The sequence below is a fragment of the Streptomyces sp. NPDC059564 genome (genome assembly GCF_042735575.1).
GTDB lineage: Bacteria > Actinomycetota > Actinomycetes > Streptomycetales > Streptomycetaceae > Streptomyces.
Genome location: NZ_JBHWBP010000001.1, coordinates 115,236 through 129,279, shown reverse-complemented (window position 1 = coordinate 129,279; position 14,044 = coordinate 115,236). Strand labels below are relative to the sequence as shown.

At 72.1% G+C, this 14,044-nt stretch carries 14 protein-coding genes; 9 read left to right on the top strand and 5 right to left on the bottom strand.

Annotated elements, in window-relative coordinates; all coding sequences use genetic code 11:
• Positions 1 to 4 precede the first annotated feature (4 nt).
• On the top strand, positions 5 to 919 hold the full coding sequence (locus ACFV0Q_RS00515; RefSeq protein ID WP_384998140.1) for a MerR family transcriptional regulator: 915 nt from the start codon (positions 5 to 7) through the stop codon (positions 917 to 919).
• 104 nt (positions 920 to 1,023) lie between these two features.
• Here ACFV0Q_RS00515 and ACFV0Q_RS00510 read toward each other — a convergent pair whose 3' ends face one another.
• Positions 1,024 to 1,833: an aquaporin gene (locus ACFV0Q_RS00510; protein WP_384998137.1), complete on the bottom strand. Its 810-nt coding sequence runs from the start codon at positions 1,831 to 1,833 to the stop codon at positions 1,024 to 1,026.
• 133 nt (positions 1,834 to 1,966) lie between these two features.
• Between ACFV0Q_RS00510 and ACFV0Q_RS00505 the strand changes: the two genes are divergently transcribed.
• The 3 genes from ACFV0Q_RS00505 (at position 1,967) to ACFV0Q_RS00495 (ending at position 7,488) form a co-directional block, all read left to right on the top strand.
• Positions 1,967 to 2,506 carry an RNA 2'-phosphotransferase gene (locus tag ACFV0Q_RS00505; protein WP_384998134.1) on the top strand — a complete coding sequence of 180 codons (540 nt, stop codon included), beginning with the start codon at positions 1,967 to 1,969 and terminating at the stop codon, positions 2,504 to 2,506.
• Positions 2,507 to 2,635: 129 nt separating this feature from the next.
• A complete protein-coding gene (locus ACFV0Q_RS00500) occupies positions 2,636 to 4,516 on the top strand; it encodes an HSP90 family protein (protein ID WP_384998131.1) in 1,881 nt (626 codons plus the stop codon).
• Positions 4,513 to 7,488 carry a tetratricopeptide repeat protein gene (locus tag ACFV0Q_RS00495; protein WP_384998129.1) on the top strand — a complete coding sequence of 992 codons (2,976 nt, stop codon included), beginning with the start codon at positions 4,513 to 4,515 and terminating at the stop codon, positions 7,486 to 7,488. The genes ACFV0Q_RS00500 and ACFV0Q_RS00495 overlap by 4 nt, the downstream gene beginning before the upstream one ends.
• Positions 7,489 to 7,624: 136 nt before the next feature.
• Here ACFV0Q_RS00495 and ACFV0Q_RS00490 read toward each other — a convergent pair whose 3' ends face one another.
• Together ACFV0Q_RS00490 and ACFV0Q_RS00485 are read right to left on the bottom strand one after the other, a co-directional pair.
• A complete protein-coding gene (locus tag ACFV0Q_RS00490; RefSeq protein WP_384998126.1) occupies positions 7,625 to 7,801 on the bottom strand; it encodes a hypothetical protein in 177 nt (58 codons plus the stop codon).
• 139 nt (positions 7,802 to 7,940) lie between these two features.
• On the bottom strand, positions 7,941 to 8,270 hold the full coding sequence (locus ACFV0Q_RS00485; RefSeq protein WP_384998123.1) for a hypothetical protein: 330 nt from the start codon (positions 8,268 to 8,270) through the stop codon (positions 7,941 to 7,943).
• A gap of 157 nt (positions 8,271 to 8,427) precedes the next feature.
• Between ACFV0Q_RS00485 and ACFV0Q_RS00480 the strand changes: the two genes are divergently transcribed.
• The 3 genes from ACFV0Q_RS00480 to ACFV0Q_RS00470 all read left to right on the top strand — a co-directional run bounded on the left by ACFV0Q_RS00480 (position 8,428) and on the right by ACFV0Q_RS00470 (position 10,511).
• Positions 8,428 to 9,423, top strand: a complete 996-nt coding sequence (locus ACFV0Q_RS00480; RefSeq protein ID WP_384998120.1) for a LuxR C-terminal-related transcriptional regulator — start codon at positions 8,428 to 8,430, stop codon at positions 9,421 to 9,423.
• Positions 9,424 to 9,678: 255 nt separating this feature from the next.
• On the top strand, positions 9,679 to 10,302 hold the full coding sequence (locus ACFV0Q_RS00475) for a response regulator transcription factor (RefSeq protein WP_384998117.1): 624 nt from the start codon (positions 9,679 to 9,681) through the stop codon (positions 10,300 to 10,302).
• Complete coding sequence (locus ACFV0Q_RS00470; RefSeq protein WP_384998114.1) at positions 10,299 to 10,511, top strand: MbtH family protein; 213 nt, start codon at positions 10,299 to 10,301, stop codon at positions 10,509 to 10,511. Before ACFV0Q_RS00475 ends, ACFV0Q_RS00470 begins: the two co-directional genes overlap by 4 nt.
• Here ACFV0Q_RS00470 and ACFV0Q_RS00465 read toward each other — a convergent pair.
• Together ACFV0Q_RS00465 and ACFV0Q_RS00460 are read right to left on the bottom strand one after the other, a co-directional pair.
• On the bottom strand, positions 10,471 to 11,247 hold the full coding sequence (locus ACFV0Q_RS00465; protein ID WP_384998111.1) for a 4'-phosphopantetheinyl transferase family protein: 777 nt from the start codon (positions 11,245 to 11,247) through the stop codon (positions 10,471 to 10,473). The two genes, ACFV0Q_RS00470 and ACFV0Q_RS00465, sit on opposite strands and share 41 nt — an antisense overlap.
• Positions 11,237 to 11,368: a hypothetical protein gene (locus ACFV0Q_RS00460; protein ID WP_384998108.1), complete on the bottom strand. Its 132-nt coding sequence runs from the start codon at positions 11,366 to 11,368 to the stop codon at positions 11,237 to 11,239. The genes ACFV0Q_RS00465 and ACFV0Q_RS00460 overlap by 11 nt, the downstream gene beginning before the upstream one ends.
• 317 nt (positions 11,369 to 11,685) lie before the next feature.
• Here ACFV0Q_RS00460 and ACFV0Q_RS00455 point away from each other — a divergent pair, with 317 nt between their 5' ends.
• Both ACFV0Q_RS00455 and glyA read left to right on the top strand, forming a co-directional pair.
• The gene (locus ACFV0Q_RS00455; RefSeq protein ID WP_384998105.1) at positions 11,686 to 12,507 is read left to right on the top strand and encodes a TauD/TfdA family dioxygenase; all 822 of its coding nucleotides are present in this window, start codon (positions 11,686 to 11,688) and stop codon (positions 12,505 to 12,507) included.
• Positions 12,508 to 12,556: 49 nt separating this feature from the next.
• Positions 12,557 to 13,933: a serine hydroxymethyltransferase gene (gene glyA, locus ACFV0Q_RS00450; RefSeq protein ID WP_384998102.1), complete on the top strand. Its 1,377-nt coding sequence runs from the start codon at positions 12,557 to 12,559 to the stop codon at positions 13,931 to 13,933.
• Positions 13,934 to 14,044: the final 111 nt, after the last annotated feature.

Sequence of the window (14,044 nt, the reverse complement as noted above, 5' to 3'; positions counted from 1 at the left end):
GGGATTGTCCGATCAGGCGGTAGCCGAGTACCGGATCGAGGATCTGGCCCACCACAGCGGGGCGACGGTACGCACGATCCGGGCGTACCAGGACCGCGGTCTGCTCCCGAAGCCGGAGCGCCGCGGCCGGTCCAACGTCTACCGGGACACGCATCTGGCGCGGCTGCGGCAGATCGCCGACCTGCTGGACCGCGGCTACACCCTGGCCTCCATCAAGGAGCTGCTGGAGGCCTGGGACGCGGGGCGCGGGCTGGGCGGCGTACTCGGTCTGGTGGCCGAGGTGCACGGGCCGTGGACCGACGAGGAGGCGGCCCGGATCAGCCGCACCGACCTCAACGAGCGCTTCGGCGGGCGGCCCGACGACGACGCCGTGGACGAGGCGTGCGAGCTGGGGGTGCTGGAGCGGATCGCGGGACGGCCGGACGAGTTCCTGGTGCCGTCCCCGCAGGAGCTGGCGGTCGCGGCCGAGCTCTACGCGGCCGGCGTGCCGCTGTCGGCGATCACCGGGCACCTGCGCGAGCTGCGCGGGCAGGTGGAGCACATCGCCTCGCGCTTCCTGGAGTTCACCACGGAGCACGTCTTCGCCCGCTACCTCGGGCACGTGCCGCCGACCGACGCGGACGCGGCGGAGGCGGCGACGATGGTACGCAGGCTGCGGCCGCTGGCCCAGCAGACGGTGGACGCCGAGCTGGCGCGGGCGATGCGGCTGTTCGCGACCCGGCATCTTCAGCGTCATCTGGGGGCGGCGGGCGGGGCTCAGCCCTCGGGGCCCGCGCCGGTGTCCCTGCCCGCCGAGACGGTGCGGGCGGTGCAGGAGCTGGTGGGATCCGAACACGTCGCGGAGTTCGTCCGGGCCGCGACCGAGCGGGAGCTTCAGGCCCGGACGATGAACGATCTGGTCAGCAGGGGCGGCCGATAGTGCTCGATCAGTAGTCCACAGGGCGAATCACACGCTTGCCGCAGAAATCCACCGAAACGGCTGTGGACAACTGCGGTTCGCCTGTGGGGAACGAGGATCAAACCTCAGGCGAGGGCCTCGAAAGAGGGGCCTGTGCGGGGGATATCGGCCACCGGCGTGTCGACCACCGGAGCCTGCGCCTCCACTCCCTTGGCCGTACCCGTCACCGCGCCCCTGACCGTCCCGGCGCCGCCTTCGCGGCCGTAGAGGAGGGTCGCCAGGGCCAGCCCGAGGACCCCGCCGAGCACCTGGGCCGCGACGAAGCCGGGCAGCGACTGCGGGGCGATGCCGGTGAAGGAGTCGCTGAAGGCGCGTCCGACGGTGCCCGCGGGGTTGGCGAAGGAGCCCGAGGAGGTGAACCAGATCGCGGCGGCGATGTACGCGGCGACGGCGGCCGGGATCAGCCGGGGCCGGCCGATGCGGCCGAACCCCTGGATCACCAGCACCAGTCCGGCGGTCGCGACGACCTCCCCGACCAGCAGGTGGCCGCCGTCGCGGACCTGGGTGGAGAAGGTCCCCGGGCTGCGGCCGAACATCGCCTCGGCCAGGACGGCGCCGCCGATGGCCCCGGCGGTCTGGGCGGCGGCGTAGGCGAGGGCCTCACGGGCGTCGAGCCCCTCGCCGCCGCCCCGCCGGGCCCACCAGGCGGTGAGGGTGACGACCGGGTTGAGGTGGGCGCCGGACAGCGGCCCGAGCAGGGTGATGATCAGCCCGAGGCCGATGGCGGAGGCGAGCGAATTGGCCACCAGCGCGACGCCGGTGTCGCGGCTGAGGGAAGCCGCCTGGATGCCGGAGCCGATCACCACCACGAGCAGGCTCGCGGTGCCGATGAGTTCGGCCGTCACGCGACGTGGCAATGAAGGCTTGTTCGGCATGGTTTCTCCCCCTGGGTAGCAGTTCAGCGGAAAATGTATTCCGTATCTTGGAAACGCGATAGAGGGGGTCCGTGTTCAACGGAACGGAGAAAATCCGCTGCTCGCGCCCCGTCCGACCCGGCAAGCTGGGGACATGGACGACAGACGCACCGTGAAGGTGTCCAAATACGTCTCGAAACACCTGCGGCATCAGCCGGAACGGATCGGACTGGTGCTCGACCCCCAGGGATGGGTGGAGATCGACGCCCTCCTGCACGCGGCGGCCGCGCACGGGTTCCCCGTCAGCCGCGCCGAACTCGACCACGTGGTCGCCGCCAACGACAAGCAGCGCTTCGCCGTCGACGGCACCCGCATCAGGGCCAGCCAGGGCCACACCGTGGCGGTGGACCTGGGCCTGCCCGAGGCCGAACCGCCCGCGTACCTCTACCACGGCACCGTCGCCGCCGCCCTGGACGCCATCCGCGCCGAGGGCCTGCGCCCGATGGCCCGCCACCACGTGCACCTGTCGCCCGACCGCGAGACGGCGACCCGGGTGGGCGCGCGCAGGGGCCGGCCGGTCGTGCTGGCCGTGGACGCGGGCGCGATGCGGGCCGCCGGGCACGTGTTCCGGATCAGCGCCAACGGGGTGTGGCTCGCCGATTCCGTGCCTCCGCAATTCCTGCGGTTCTCGTAGCACGGCGCAAGAGGGAATTCCCGGGATGACTGTCGGATCATCCCCCTACTCTGTTCCTCGTTCCGGGATCAGTGAGGGGGGAACCTCGCGATCACCGACCACCCATGTGACCACGCGAGGTGACACCCCATGACGTCCGATCCCACAGCCGAAGCCGACGCCGCAGCCGAAGCCGACGCCAACACCGAGACCAACAACTTCCAGGTCGACCTGCGCGGCCTCGTCGACCTGCTCTCCCACCACCTCTACTCCAGCCCGCGCGTCTACGTCCGCGAGCTGCTGCAGAACGCCGTCGACGCCGTCACCGCCCGCCACGCCCACGAGCCCGCCGCGCACGTCCGCATCCGCCTGTCCGCGTCCGCCGGCCGGGTCACCATCGAGGACTCCGGCATAGGCCTGACCGCCGCCGAGGCCCACTCCCTCCTCGCCACCATCGGCCGAAGCTCCAAGCGCGGCGGCGACCACGGCCTGGAGACCACCCGCCAGGAGTTCCTCGGCCAGTTCGGCATCGGCCTGCTCGCCTGCTTCGTCGTCGCCCGGCAGATCCGGGTCGTCACCCGCTCCGCCCGCGACCCCCTGGCCGCGCCCGTGGAATGGCTCGCCACGGACGACGGCTCGTACACCGTGCGCGAACTGCCCCACGAGGCCCGCCCCGAGCCCGGCACCACCGTCCACCTGGAAGCCCGCCCGGGCGCCGAGGAGTGGACCGAGCCCGCCACCGTCGAACGGCTCGCCCGTGACTACGGCTCCCTCCTGCCCTACGAGATCACCTTCGACGACGGCCTCGGCGGCGCCCCGCGCCACGTCACCGACCGGCCCGCCGTGTGGGACCGGCCCTTCCCCACCCCGGCCGCCCGCCGCGTCGCGCTCGCCGGGCACTGCGCCGCGCTCTTCGGCTTCACCCCGCTCGACAGCATCGACCTCGACCTGCCGGTCGCCGGGGTGCGCGGGGTCGCGTACGTCCTGCCCGAGCCGACCAGCCCCGCCCACCGCGCCGGACACCGCGTCCACCTCAAGGGCATGCTGCTGACCGACCAGGCCGACAACCTGCTGCCCGACTGGGCCTTCTTCGTCCGCGCCGTCCTCGACACCGACACCCTGCGGCCCACGGCCTCCCGCGAGAACCTCTACGACGACGAGACCCTGGCCGCCGTACGCGAAGCCCTCGGCGCCCGCGTCCGGAGCTGGCTGGCCGAACTCGCCGCGAGCGAACCCGACCGGCTCGCCGCCTTCCTGAGCGTCCACCACCTCGGCGTGAAGTCGCTGGCCCGGCACGACGCCGAGCTGCTCGGACTGATGCTGCCCTGGCTCCCGTTCGAGACCAGCGACGGCTCGATGAGCCTGGAGGAGTTCGCGGCCGCGCACAGCGACATCCACTTCACCCGCACCGTCGAGGAGTTCCGCCAGATCGCCCCGATCGCGGCGGCCCACGGCCTGGGCGTCATCAACGCCGGGTACACATACGACGCCGACCTGCTGGCCCTGCTGCCCTCCGTACGCCCGGAGCTCAAGGTCACCGAGCTGGACGCCGGAGCCGTCACCGAGCGCCTCGACCCCGTCCCCACCGACGTCGAACTGGCCCTCGCCTCCTTCCTGTCCACGGCCCGCACCCGCCTGGAACCCCAGAGCTGCGACGTCGTCCTGCGCGCCTTCCAGCCCGTGGCCGTCCCCGCCCTCTACCTCGACGACCGCCAGGCCCGCCAGGAACGCGACCGGACCGCCGCACTGGAGAGCGCCGACTCGCTGTGGAGCGGCATCCTCGGCTCGCTGCGCGGCTCCGGACCGCGCGCCCGCCTGGTCCTCAACCACAACAACCCGCTGATCCGGCGGATCGCCGGACTCCCCGACCCCACCCTGACCGGCACGGCGGTCGAATCGCTCTACGGACAGGCCCTGCTGATGTCCCAGCGGCCGCTGCGCCCGGCGGACTCCGCCCTGCTCAACCGGGCCTTCCTCGGGCTCCTGGAATGGGCGACCCACTCCACCCCGGCCCAGGAGGACGACAAGTGACCACCCTGACGAACGAAGAGATCCGGCGCGCCCTCCACCAGAACCGCGGGCTCCCCTTCGGCGCGGCACGCAACGCGCAGGCCGAGGCCCTCACCGCGGCCGCCGAGGTCAGCGGCGACCGCGGACTGTTCCGGCAGGCACTGATCACCCAGATCGACGCCTACGAGTACAGCGCCGAACGCACCCGCATGGTGGTCCCGTTCGCACGCCTCCTCCAGGAGTACGACCGCGATCCGGCGGCCTTCGACAGCTCCGACGCCCACTCCCTGTTCTGGCGCTTCAAATGGGTGGCCGGCCGGATCGTCCAGTCCCCCGAGATCCCCATCGAGACCGTCACCCGCTGGCTCGACGACATGGAACGGCGCTACCGGATCGCCGGCTACAGCGAGCGCGCCGTGCGCCAGTCCGAGTTCTACCTGGCCCACGCCATCGGCGACCGCGAGCGGGCCGAACGGGCCGTCGCACGCTGGCGGGCCGCCGACCGCGACGCGATGAGCGACTGCCACGCCTGCGAGACCCACACCCAGGGCTGGTTCTGGTCGGAGCGGGGCGAGGACGAGAAGGCGATCGAACTCTGGGAGCCGGTCCTCACCGGCGGTCAGACCTGCATGGAGGAACCGCACCGGGTCCTCGCCCGCTCCCTGCTCCCCCTCGTGCGCCTCGGCCGCACCGACGAGGCCCGCGCCCACCACCTGCGGGGATACCGCCTGGCCCGGGGCAAGGAGAGCCTGCTGCGCTCGGTCGGCGAGCACATCGAGTTCTGCGCCCTGACCGGCAACGAGGCCCGCGGCCTGGAGATCCTCTCCGAGCACGCGGCGCTCCTCGGACCCCTCGCGGACGTCGACACCCAGATGGAGTTCTTCGGCGGGGTGCTCGTCCTGCTGCACCGGCTGAACCGGCTCGGACACGGCGCCGACCCGTCCGTGCCCTACGAGGGCACCCCGCGCACCGTCGACGAGCTGTACGGGATCCTGCACACCGAGGCCCTGGCCATCGCCGCCCGATTCGACGCCCGCAACGGCACCGGCCGGGTCTCGGACGAGCTGCGCGAGCGGATCGAGCGGGAACCGCTGGCCGGCGTACTCCCGCTGGGGGTGCGCAGCGCCGCACTGCCGAAGGCGGCAGCTCCGGCGCCCGTCCCGGCTCCGGCCCGCCCGGCGGCGCCCGTTGCCGGCCTCCCCGAGCTGGTGGAACGGGCCCGCACCGCGCGCGACTCGGGCCATCCGCGGGCGGACGCCCTGTGGGACGAGATCGCCGTACGGATCTCCGCGCTGCCGCCGTCACAGGTGGACCCGCTCGTCGCCGCCGACGTGGCCGACCAGCGGGCCGTGGCGGCCGCGCGGACGGGCGCGGAGGAAGCCGGGCAGCTGCTGGCGGAGGCCCGCGACGGGTACCGGGCGCTGGGGCAGGCGGAGCGCGCGGCCCTCGCGGAACTGAGGCTGGCGGCCGCGGCCGCCCAGTCCGGGGAGCAGCCGGGCCGGATCCGTGAGCTGCTGGCGGCCGGCCTGCGCGCGGCCGAGGCGCTGGACGCGGCCGAACCGCTGCGGCCGCGGCGGATCGCGCACGCGGAACTGTCCGGGATCCGCGTGGAGTCGTACCTGCGCTCGGTCGAGGCCGCTCAGGCGCGGGACCACGGCGAGGAGCACGAACACGGCCACGAGGTGCTGGTGGCCGAACTCACCGCCTTCGTCGCCTCCTACGCGCGGGCCGTCCCGGACCTGGCCGCGGAGGCCGAGGAGATGCTGGGCCGGCTGGCGCTCTCCCGGGGCGACACCGACCGGGCCCTGCCCCTGCTGGCGGCTTCCGCGGCCCGTGCCGTCGAGGCGGGCCGGCCGTGGCACGCGGTGGACCCGCTGGTCCTGCGGGCCGGGGTGCTGATGTCCCTGGAGCGGCCCGAGGAGGCCGAGGAGGCGGCGCGGTCCGGCCTGGAACACGCGGCGGAGGAGACCGACGCCGAGCAGCAGGCCGTCGTACGGATCACCCTGGCGGACGTCCTGCTGCGCCGGGACGCGGCGGCGGAGGCCGCCGAGCACGCCCTGACGGCGGCGCACTGGTTCGACCAGGCCGGCCTGACCGCCGACGGCGGGGCCCAGGCCCGGCTGCTGCTGGCCCGCGCCTACGCCCGGGAGGGCCGGACCGCCGACGCGGCCGAGGTCCTCCAGTCCACGCTGCCCGACCTGCTGGAGCACGGAGAGGGCCAGGCGGTCTCGGCGCGGGACTTCCTGGGCAACCTGCTGCGGGACCTGCGCGAGTCACGGGCCGCCGCGGAGCAGTTCCTGCTGGCGGCGGAACTGGTCAAGGGCTGGGAGGACCCGCGTCCGCAGGCGGCCTTCGCCCAGTCGGCCGCCGACTGCCTGTCCGACGCCGGACTGGCCGAGGAGGCCGTCGCCGCCTACGAGCGGGCCCTGGAACTGCGCCGGCTGACCGGGGAGGCCGTGGTCTGCGAAGTCCGGATCCTGCGCTCGCTGGCCTGGCTGGGGCTGCGCGAGGAAGTCACCGACGCCACCGTCGCGGCCGCCCGGGCCCGGATGGACGAGGCGGCCCGCGTACTGGAGACGGCCCTGGTCTCGGACCCGGGGGAGCCGGAGCTGCGGTCGGAACTGGCCCAGACCTGGCACCAGCTCGCGCAGGTACTGGACCGGCGGGTCGGCGCCGAGCTCCCCGACGAGGGGAGCGCTGCCGCGGCCGGAAGCACGCTGGGCGCGGCCGGGATCGAGGCGCTGCGGCTGGAGGAGGTGCTGCTCTGGGAGCGGGCGGCCGCGCTCTACACGGAGCTCGGGCCCGAGTACCTCCAGGACCGCTTCCAGTGCCTGAACAACGCCGCCTGGACCGATCAGGAGCTCGGCCGCCCGGCGGCGGGCGCCGCGCGGATCGCCGCGTTGATCGAGGAGGTGGAGGCGCTGCCCGGGGGCACGGCGCCGGAATGGCTGCTGCCGCAGGCGCGGCGGGTCGTCACGAACCTGACGGCCTGACCGGGCGGGCCATCGCGTACGAACGCCGGGACGGCATCGACGGCCGATGCCTCGATGCCGTCCGACGTCATGGAAGGGGCACCTCGGGCACCCGCGTCCCGCCCCACCGGTCAACGCCGTGGCGTCGAGACGGCGGTCAGCCCCAGATCATGTCGCCCGGCGCGGGGGCGCTGGTGACGACGACGCCCGGCACGGGGGCGTCGGCGACGACCGCGGATCCCGCGGTGTTGCCGGAGAGGCCGAGCGCCGGGGCCAGGAGGGCGAAGGCCGTCAGGAGAATCGCGGCCCAGCGAGCGGGACGAAAGTGCAGCAACGTAGGAATCCCTTCCGAAGTGGGTGAGTCGTTCCTTCTGTGCTGCAAAGCTTCGTCAGGCGGAGAAGGCTTCGGAAGAGACTTCCGGTGGACGGAACGGGCCCTGGACCGAAGCGGTCAGCGGACCGCTTCCCAGGGCTCAGTCCATGAGGCCGTCGAGGTCATCGGGACCGTCGAGGCCGTACGGGGCCAGCAGCGGGGCCTCGGAGCGTCCGACCCGCCATCCCGACAGCGGACCGATCTCGGCCACCGCGCGTCCGCACAGTCTCGCCGCCGTCTCCTCGGCGTGCCTGAGACGGTCGGACAACAGGTAGATGCCCACCGTCACCCCGTGTCCCGGATGGGGGTGGACGACCACATGCTCCACGCCCTCGTCGGGGTGCGCCAGGGCACGAAGGAGATCCGCGAGGTTCTGAGGGATACACAACTCCGCCTTCCTGTTCAGGAGTTCGGCGTGAACGAGATACACGCCTCGCATTTTCCCAAAAGGGCGAACACGGGAGAAGAGCACCAGAAGTCCCATTCCGGCAATGGCCGGTACAGTCCATCCCCCCCTCCTGTGGAAATCTCGCCACTCATGTGATGATGTAGCGTCTTTATAGCGAGCCTCCGGGGGGAGATGTTCCGTGCTGAAGTCGCTTGGTCTCGATTCCATCGCCGAGTCCGTCTACCGGGGCCTCCTGGCCAGACCGCACGACGGCGTGGCGGAGCTCGCCGAGCGGCTGGAACTGGCTCCTGAGCAGGTCCGTTACGGACTGGACACCCTGAGCGAACTGGCCCTGCTGAGACCCTCCTACGACCGCGAGGGCGAACTGTGGCCCGTATCGCCCGAGGTCGGTCTCCAAATGCTGATGGCACGTCAGCAGGCCGAGCTCGCGGCGCACCAGAAACGGCTGGAAGACTCGCGGGCCGCCGCGGCCCTGCTGATCGCGGAATTCGCGGAATCACGGCCGTCCGACACCCGCCCGCACAGCGAGCGCCTGACCGGGATCGACCAGATCCGCGACCGGCTCGCGGCACTCACCCGGGACACGCGGGAAGAGGTCATGACCTTCGCCCCGGACGGGCCCCAGCGGCCGGAGCACATCGAGGCCGCGAAGCCGCTCAACCGCGAGCTGCTGGAGCGCGGTGTCCGGATGCGGACGGTCTACCTCAACAGCGCCAGCAACAGCCCGCACACCCTCCAGTACGTGAGCTGGCTGTCCAAGCTGGGCGGCGAGGTGCGCACCGTGCCGACGCTGCCGACCCGGATGATCGTCGTCGACCGCAAGGCCGCCGTCATCCCCGTGAACAGCAACAACAGCGCCGAGGGCGCCGTGGTGCTGACCGGCCACGGCACGCTGACCGCGCTGTGCGCGCTGTTCGACAGCGTCTGGAACAGCGCCCGGCCGCTGAACCAGGAGAGCAGGGCCGACGACCAGGGCCTCACCGACCAGCAGTCCATGGTCGTGGTCCTGCTGGCCGAGGGCCACACGGACGAGACCATCGCCAAGCGGCTCGGGGTTTCGCCGCGCACCGCGCGGCGGCTGGCCTCCGAGCTGATGACCCGGCTCGGGGCGCGCAGCCGGTTCGAGGCGGGCGTCCGAGCGGTGCAGAACGGCTGGCTCTCGGACAACCGCTGAACCGTCGCACGCGCTGCGGACCGCCCCTCTTCCCGGCCGCCGCGCCCCTTCGCCGTACCCGGACCGTCCCTTCGTAGGGCGGTCTCCTCGTCGTACCCCCACGGCCCCGGCCGGTCCGCGCCGGCGCCCGGATGTCCCCTTGCGTCCAGGGCCCCAATGGGCCACCGGAGTGGTCTTCCGGTCCGTGCGCCGGTCGTGAAGATTTGGCCACGTACAGCCGGAGTGGACCGGAACCAGCGCAGACGGGGAGTCGACATGGTGCGTGCCGGGATCTTCGTCCGGAACCAGCTGGCCCTGCTGGGCATCCGCTACCTGCTCGACGCGGAGGCCGACATCCAGGTCGCGTTCGCCACGGACACGCCCTTCGCGGTGGCGTCCGGCACGGTCGACTGCCTGGTGCTGGACCTGGGCCTGCTCGACGAGCTGCCCGGGCCCGCGCCCGGGACGGCCGGGGTGCCCGCCGCCCGGACGGTCCTGCTGACCGCCGACGGCACCGCCGCCGGCCGGGACACGGGTCCGGACCGGATGGGCGAGACCCATCCGTTCGACGACGCGCCCCTGCTGCTGGTGGACGCCATCCGGCGGGTGGCCGGCCCGGGACCGGCCCGGGCCGGTGCCGGAACCGTCGCCCGGCAGGGTGTCGCCACGCTCTCCCCGCGGGAGCGGGAGGTGCTCAGGCACCTCGTCGAGGGCTGCACCCACGACCAGGCGGCCCAGCGGATCGGCATCAGCCAGCACACGGTCGACACGTACGTGAAGCGCATCCGCTCCAAACTCGGCGCGCACAACAAGGCCCAGCTGGTCCGCGCCGCCCTGACCGCCCCGCGCACCCAGTCCGCGCACACCGAACCCCGACAACGACAGCAGGTGGAGATATGACGTCCGAAGGCACCGGCACCCATCTCGTGGTCCGCAATCACGAACTGCAGTACTCGCTCTGGCCCGCCGACCGCGAACTGCCGGCCGGCTGGGAGCCGGACGGCTTCCGCGGCGACCGGGAGCAGTGCCTCGAGCACATCGAGCAGGCGTGGACGGACATGAGGCCCCTCAGCGCCCGGGCACCGCAGCCCGCAGCGGCCCCGAACTGAAGGCCACGGCCGAGGGACGGCTCCGGGAGTAGGCGGTGAACGCCAGCGGCCCGGCGCCGATCACCGCGACCGCGGCCGCACGGCCCGCACCCGCCTCCAGGTCGGCCAGCACGAAGTCCCCGGCCGGCCTGGCGGCCGGACCTCCCAGGAACAGCACCCTCGGGTCCTCCTCCGGAGCCGACACGCCGACCTCGGACAACGGCACGCGCAGCCCCTGGCCCGTCGCTTTGAGCACGGCCTCCTTCCGGGTCCACATCCGGTGGAAGCCGCCCGGGGTGGCGTGGGCGGGCGTACGGGGTTCCGTCGGCCCGATCACGTAGGGGAGCAGTTCCGCCGGTGACACCGACGTGCTGATCTCCTCGACGTCGATCCCGACCGCACCTGCCCGGGTGACGGCGACCACCACCCGGTCGCCCGAGTGCGACACCGACACCTGGAGCCCGGTGCCCGGCAGTTCGGGCTTGCCGTGGTTCCTGGAGCAGTCGGGGCAGTTGGCGACCACCTCCAGCCGCCTCGGCGGAATGCCGAGGTAGCCGGCCGCGGCGGTGCGCAGCAGGGCGCGGCCGGCGATGAACCGCTGTCGGTCCTCCGTCTTGCGCAGGTGCGGGATCCGCTCCTGTTCGGCCCCGTCGAGCAGGGCCAGGCAGTCGTCGGTGACCGTGTCCAGAGCGGCCCACCAGACGTGGCAGTCGGCCGGACCGAGCACCGGGACCGCCGGGGGCGCGTCAAGCAGCACGTGCTCTCCCTGTGGTCACGGGCAGAGCCGTGCCGTCGTCGACGTGGTCCACGGCGAGCACCTCGCACCAGATCTCTGCGGGCCGGCCACGTACGCCGGTGAGGCCCAGGTCATCCTTCACCGCATTTCCTTCCATTGCCGGGACGGGGTGGTACCGCATGTACCGGTCGGCTTCCCATGTTCACCCCAGAACGGCGATGACACACGCCCCCGAAAGCCGTGACACCTGTTTAGGGGACATCACGCGCAACAGTCCTTGGACGGAATGACACGCCCCCGGCATTGACCGGATCCGTCCAGGATCCCGATATTGCCCACCGGCTAGCGGCCCGTCTAACGTCACGGTTGTGATCGAATGTCAGGGCCTCTCTTAACGTAGGAATTCTCATGGCGATAACCCCCTTCAAAACCTCTCCCCTTTCCGGTCACCACGGTCTGGTGATCGAAAGCGCAGATCTCCCCCTCGCCGAACTTCCGCACTCCGAGATCGCCGAGCTCTTCAAGGAGCACGGCACGCTGATGTTCCGCGGTTTCGGTGCCACTCCCGATGATTTCCGCGCACTCGTCCAGAGGTTTTCGTCGAAGCTCTTCTTCCACCAGAACCCCAACCGCGAGACGATTTCCGACGACGGTGCGGTCCTGCTGGTCGACGCGCACCGGAATCCCATTCCGGCGCACTCCGAGATGAGCTACTGCCCGCTGCACCCGGGCCTCCAGTGGTTCTACTGCGTGCGGCCGGCCGACGAGGACGGCGAGACGACGGTCTACGACGGCGTCGAGGCGTACAAGCGGCTCGCCCCCGAGACCCGTGAGCTGTTCGACAAGCTCCGGCTGACCTGGCGCCTCCCGTTCCCGACCGCCCCGGAACACCAGGAGCGCGTGTTCGGCACGGCCGACCGCGCCGAGCTGGAGGCGCTGTTCGCCACGTTCGACGACTTCGAGTACGACTTCGACGACGCCGGCAACCTCAACTGGAAGTGGACCGTCTCCGCGGTCCCGCAGGCGCCCTACGTGGACGCGCCCACGCTGTGCAACAGCTACCTGGGCTCGGGCGCGATCGTGACGTTCGAGGACGGATCGACCATCCCGCAGCACGTCCGCTGGGACGCGCTCGACGCCACCGAGGAGGTGCGGGTCGACCTCCAGTGGGAGGCCGGTGACGTCGTCATGATCGACAACAAGCGCGTGATGCACGGCCGGCGCGGCTTCGAGGACCCGGACCGCAAGGTCGCGGCGATGCTCTCGACTCCGAACTTCTGACCAGCCCCTCCCCTGACGACCGCCGCCCTCACAGTTTGGATCCGACTCCATGGCCCACGCCGTAGGTGTGCCCACGCTCACCGCTCCGACCGCGCCGACCGCGCCGCTGTCGTCCTTCTACGAAAACGCCCTGCACTCCATGGAGCTCGGGGACCCGGCCCTGTACGGGCTGCTGGACGACGAGCTCCACCGGCAGCGCGAGACCCTCGCCCTGGTCGCCTCGTGCAGCCCGGTGACCCCCGCGGCGCTGCTCGCCGAAGGGAGCTTCTTCGCCAACGTCACGGCCGAGGGCTACCCGGGCCGGCGGTTCCACGCCGGCTGCGTGAACGTCGACAAGGTCGAGGAACTCGCGGTCGAGCGCGCCAAGCAGGCCTTCGGCGCCCGCTACGCGAACGTCCAGCCCCACTCGGCGAGCACCGCCAACCAGGTCGTCATGAACGCGCTGCTCAAGCCCGGCGACCCGATCCTGGGCCTCGACCTCGACGCCGGCGGCCACCTGAGCCACGGCGCCAAGGTCAACATCTCGGGCCGGGTCTTCGACGCGCACAGCTACGGCCTCGGGCCCGACGGGCTGATCGACTACGAAGAGGTCCGGGCACAGGCCCACCGGCACCGTCCGCGCCTGATCGTCGCGGGGACCACCGCCTACCCCCGCACGCTCGACTGGGCCGCGTTCCGCGCCATCGCCGACGAGGTGGGCGCGTACCTGCTCGCCGACATCACCCACATCGCCGGTCTGGTCGTGGCCGGCCTGCACCCGTCGCCGCTGGCCCACGCCCACGTCGTGACCACCTGCACGCACAAGCAGCTCTACGGCCCGCGCGGCGGGCTGATCCTGCTCGGCGACTCGGCCGACACCGTGCTCCCGAACGGCCGGACTCTCCAGCAGACCCTGCAGAGCGGGCTCTTCCCGCTGATCCAGGGCGCGCCGGTGGTGAACAGCATCGCCGCGAAGGCATACGCCCTGGGGGCGGCGACCACTCCGGAGTTCACCGCGACGATCCACCGGGTGCGCTCCCTCGCGGCCGCGCTCGCCGACCAGCTCATGGGACAGGGCGTCCGGGTCATCTCCGGCGGCACCGACAACCACATCGTCGTGGCCGACGTCCTGACGTCGTTCGGCATCACCGGCGTCAATGCCGAAAAGGCACTCGAGAAGTGCGGCGTTCTCGTCAACAAGAACCGGATCGTCGGTGACGCCCACTCCGCCATGGTGACGTCGGGCGTGCGTTTCGGCAGCAACAGCATGGCGGCCCGCGGTTTCGACGTCGCCGACGTCGCGGAGGTCGCGGACCTCGTCTTCGAGGTGCTGACCGCCACCGAGAACACGTCCAACACCACCTACGCGCTCGACCCCGCCGTACAAGCACGTGTACAGGACCGGGTCCGCGCCATCTGCCACCGCCGGCCCATCGCCGGCTACTGACCGCGATTCCCCGGGCGGAACCGACGGCCACCCCTTCTGCCGTCGGTTCCGCCACCCGCGATGTGCCCACAGGCCTGCTCCAACCCGTCCGGGCTCCAGAACTCCACGCCA

Excerpts from the sequence above, each read along its gene's own strand:
- ACFV0Q_RS00500 (WP_384998131.1), top strand. The coding sequence starts at position 2,636 with ATGACGTCCGATCCCACAGCCGAAGCCGACGCCGCAGCCGAAGCCGAC.
- ACFV0Q_RS00505 (WP_384998134.1), top strand. The coding sequence starts at position 1,967 with ATGGACGACAGACGCACCGTGAAGGTGTCCAAATACGTCTCGAAACAC.
- ACFV0Q_RS00475 (WP_384998117.1), top strand. The coding sequence starts at position 9,679 with ATGGTGCGTGCCGGGATCTTCGTCCGGAACCAGCTGGCCCTGCTGGGC.
- glyA (WP_384998102.1), top strand. The coding sequence starts at position 12,557 with ATGGCCCACGCCGTAGGTGTGCCCACGCTCACCGCTCCGACCGCGCCG.
- ACFV0Q_RS00510 (WP_384998137.1), bottom strand. The coding sequence starts at position 1,833 with ATGCCGAACAAGCCTTCATTGCCACGTCGCGTGACGGCCGAACTCATC.
- ACFV0Q_RS00470 (WP_384998114.1), top strand. The coding sequence starts at position 10,299 with ATGACGTCCGAAGGCACCGGCACCCATCTCGTGGTCCGCAATCACGAA.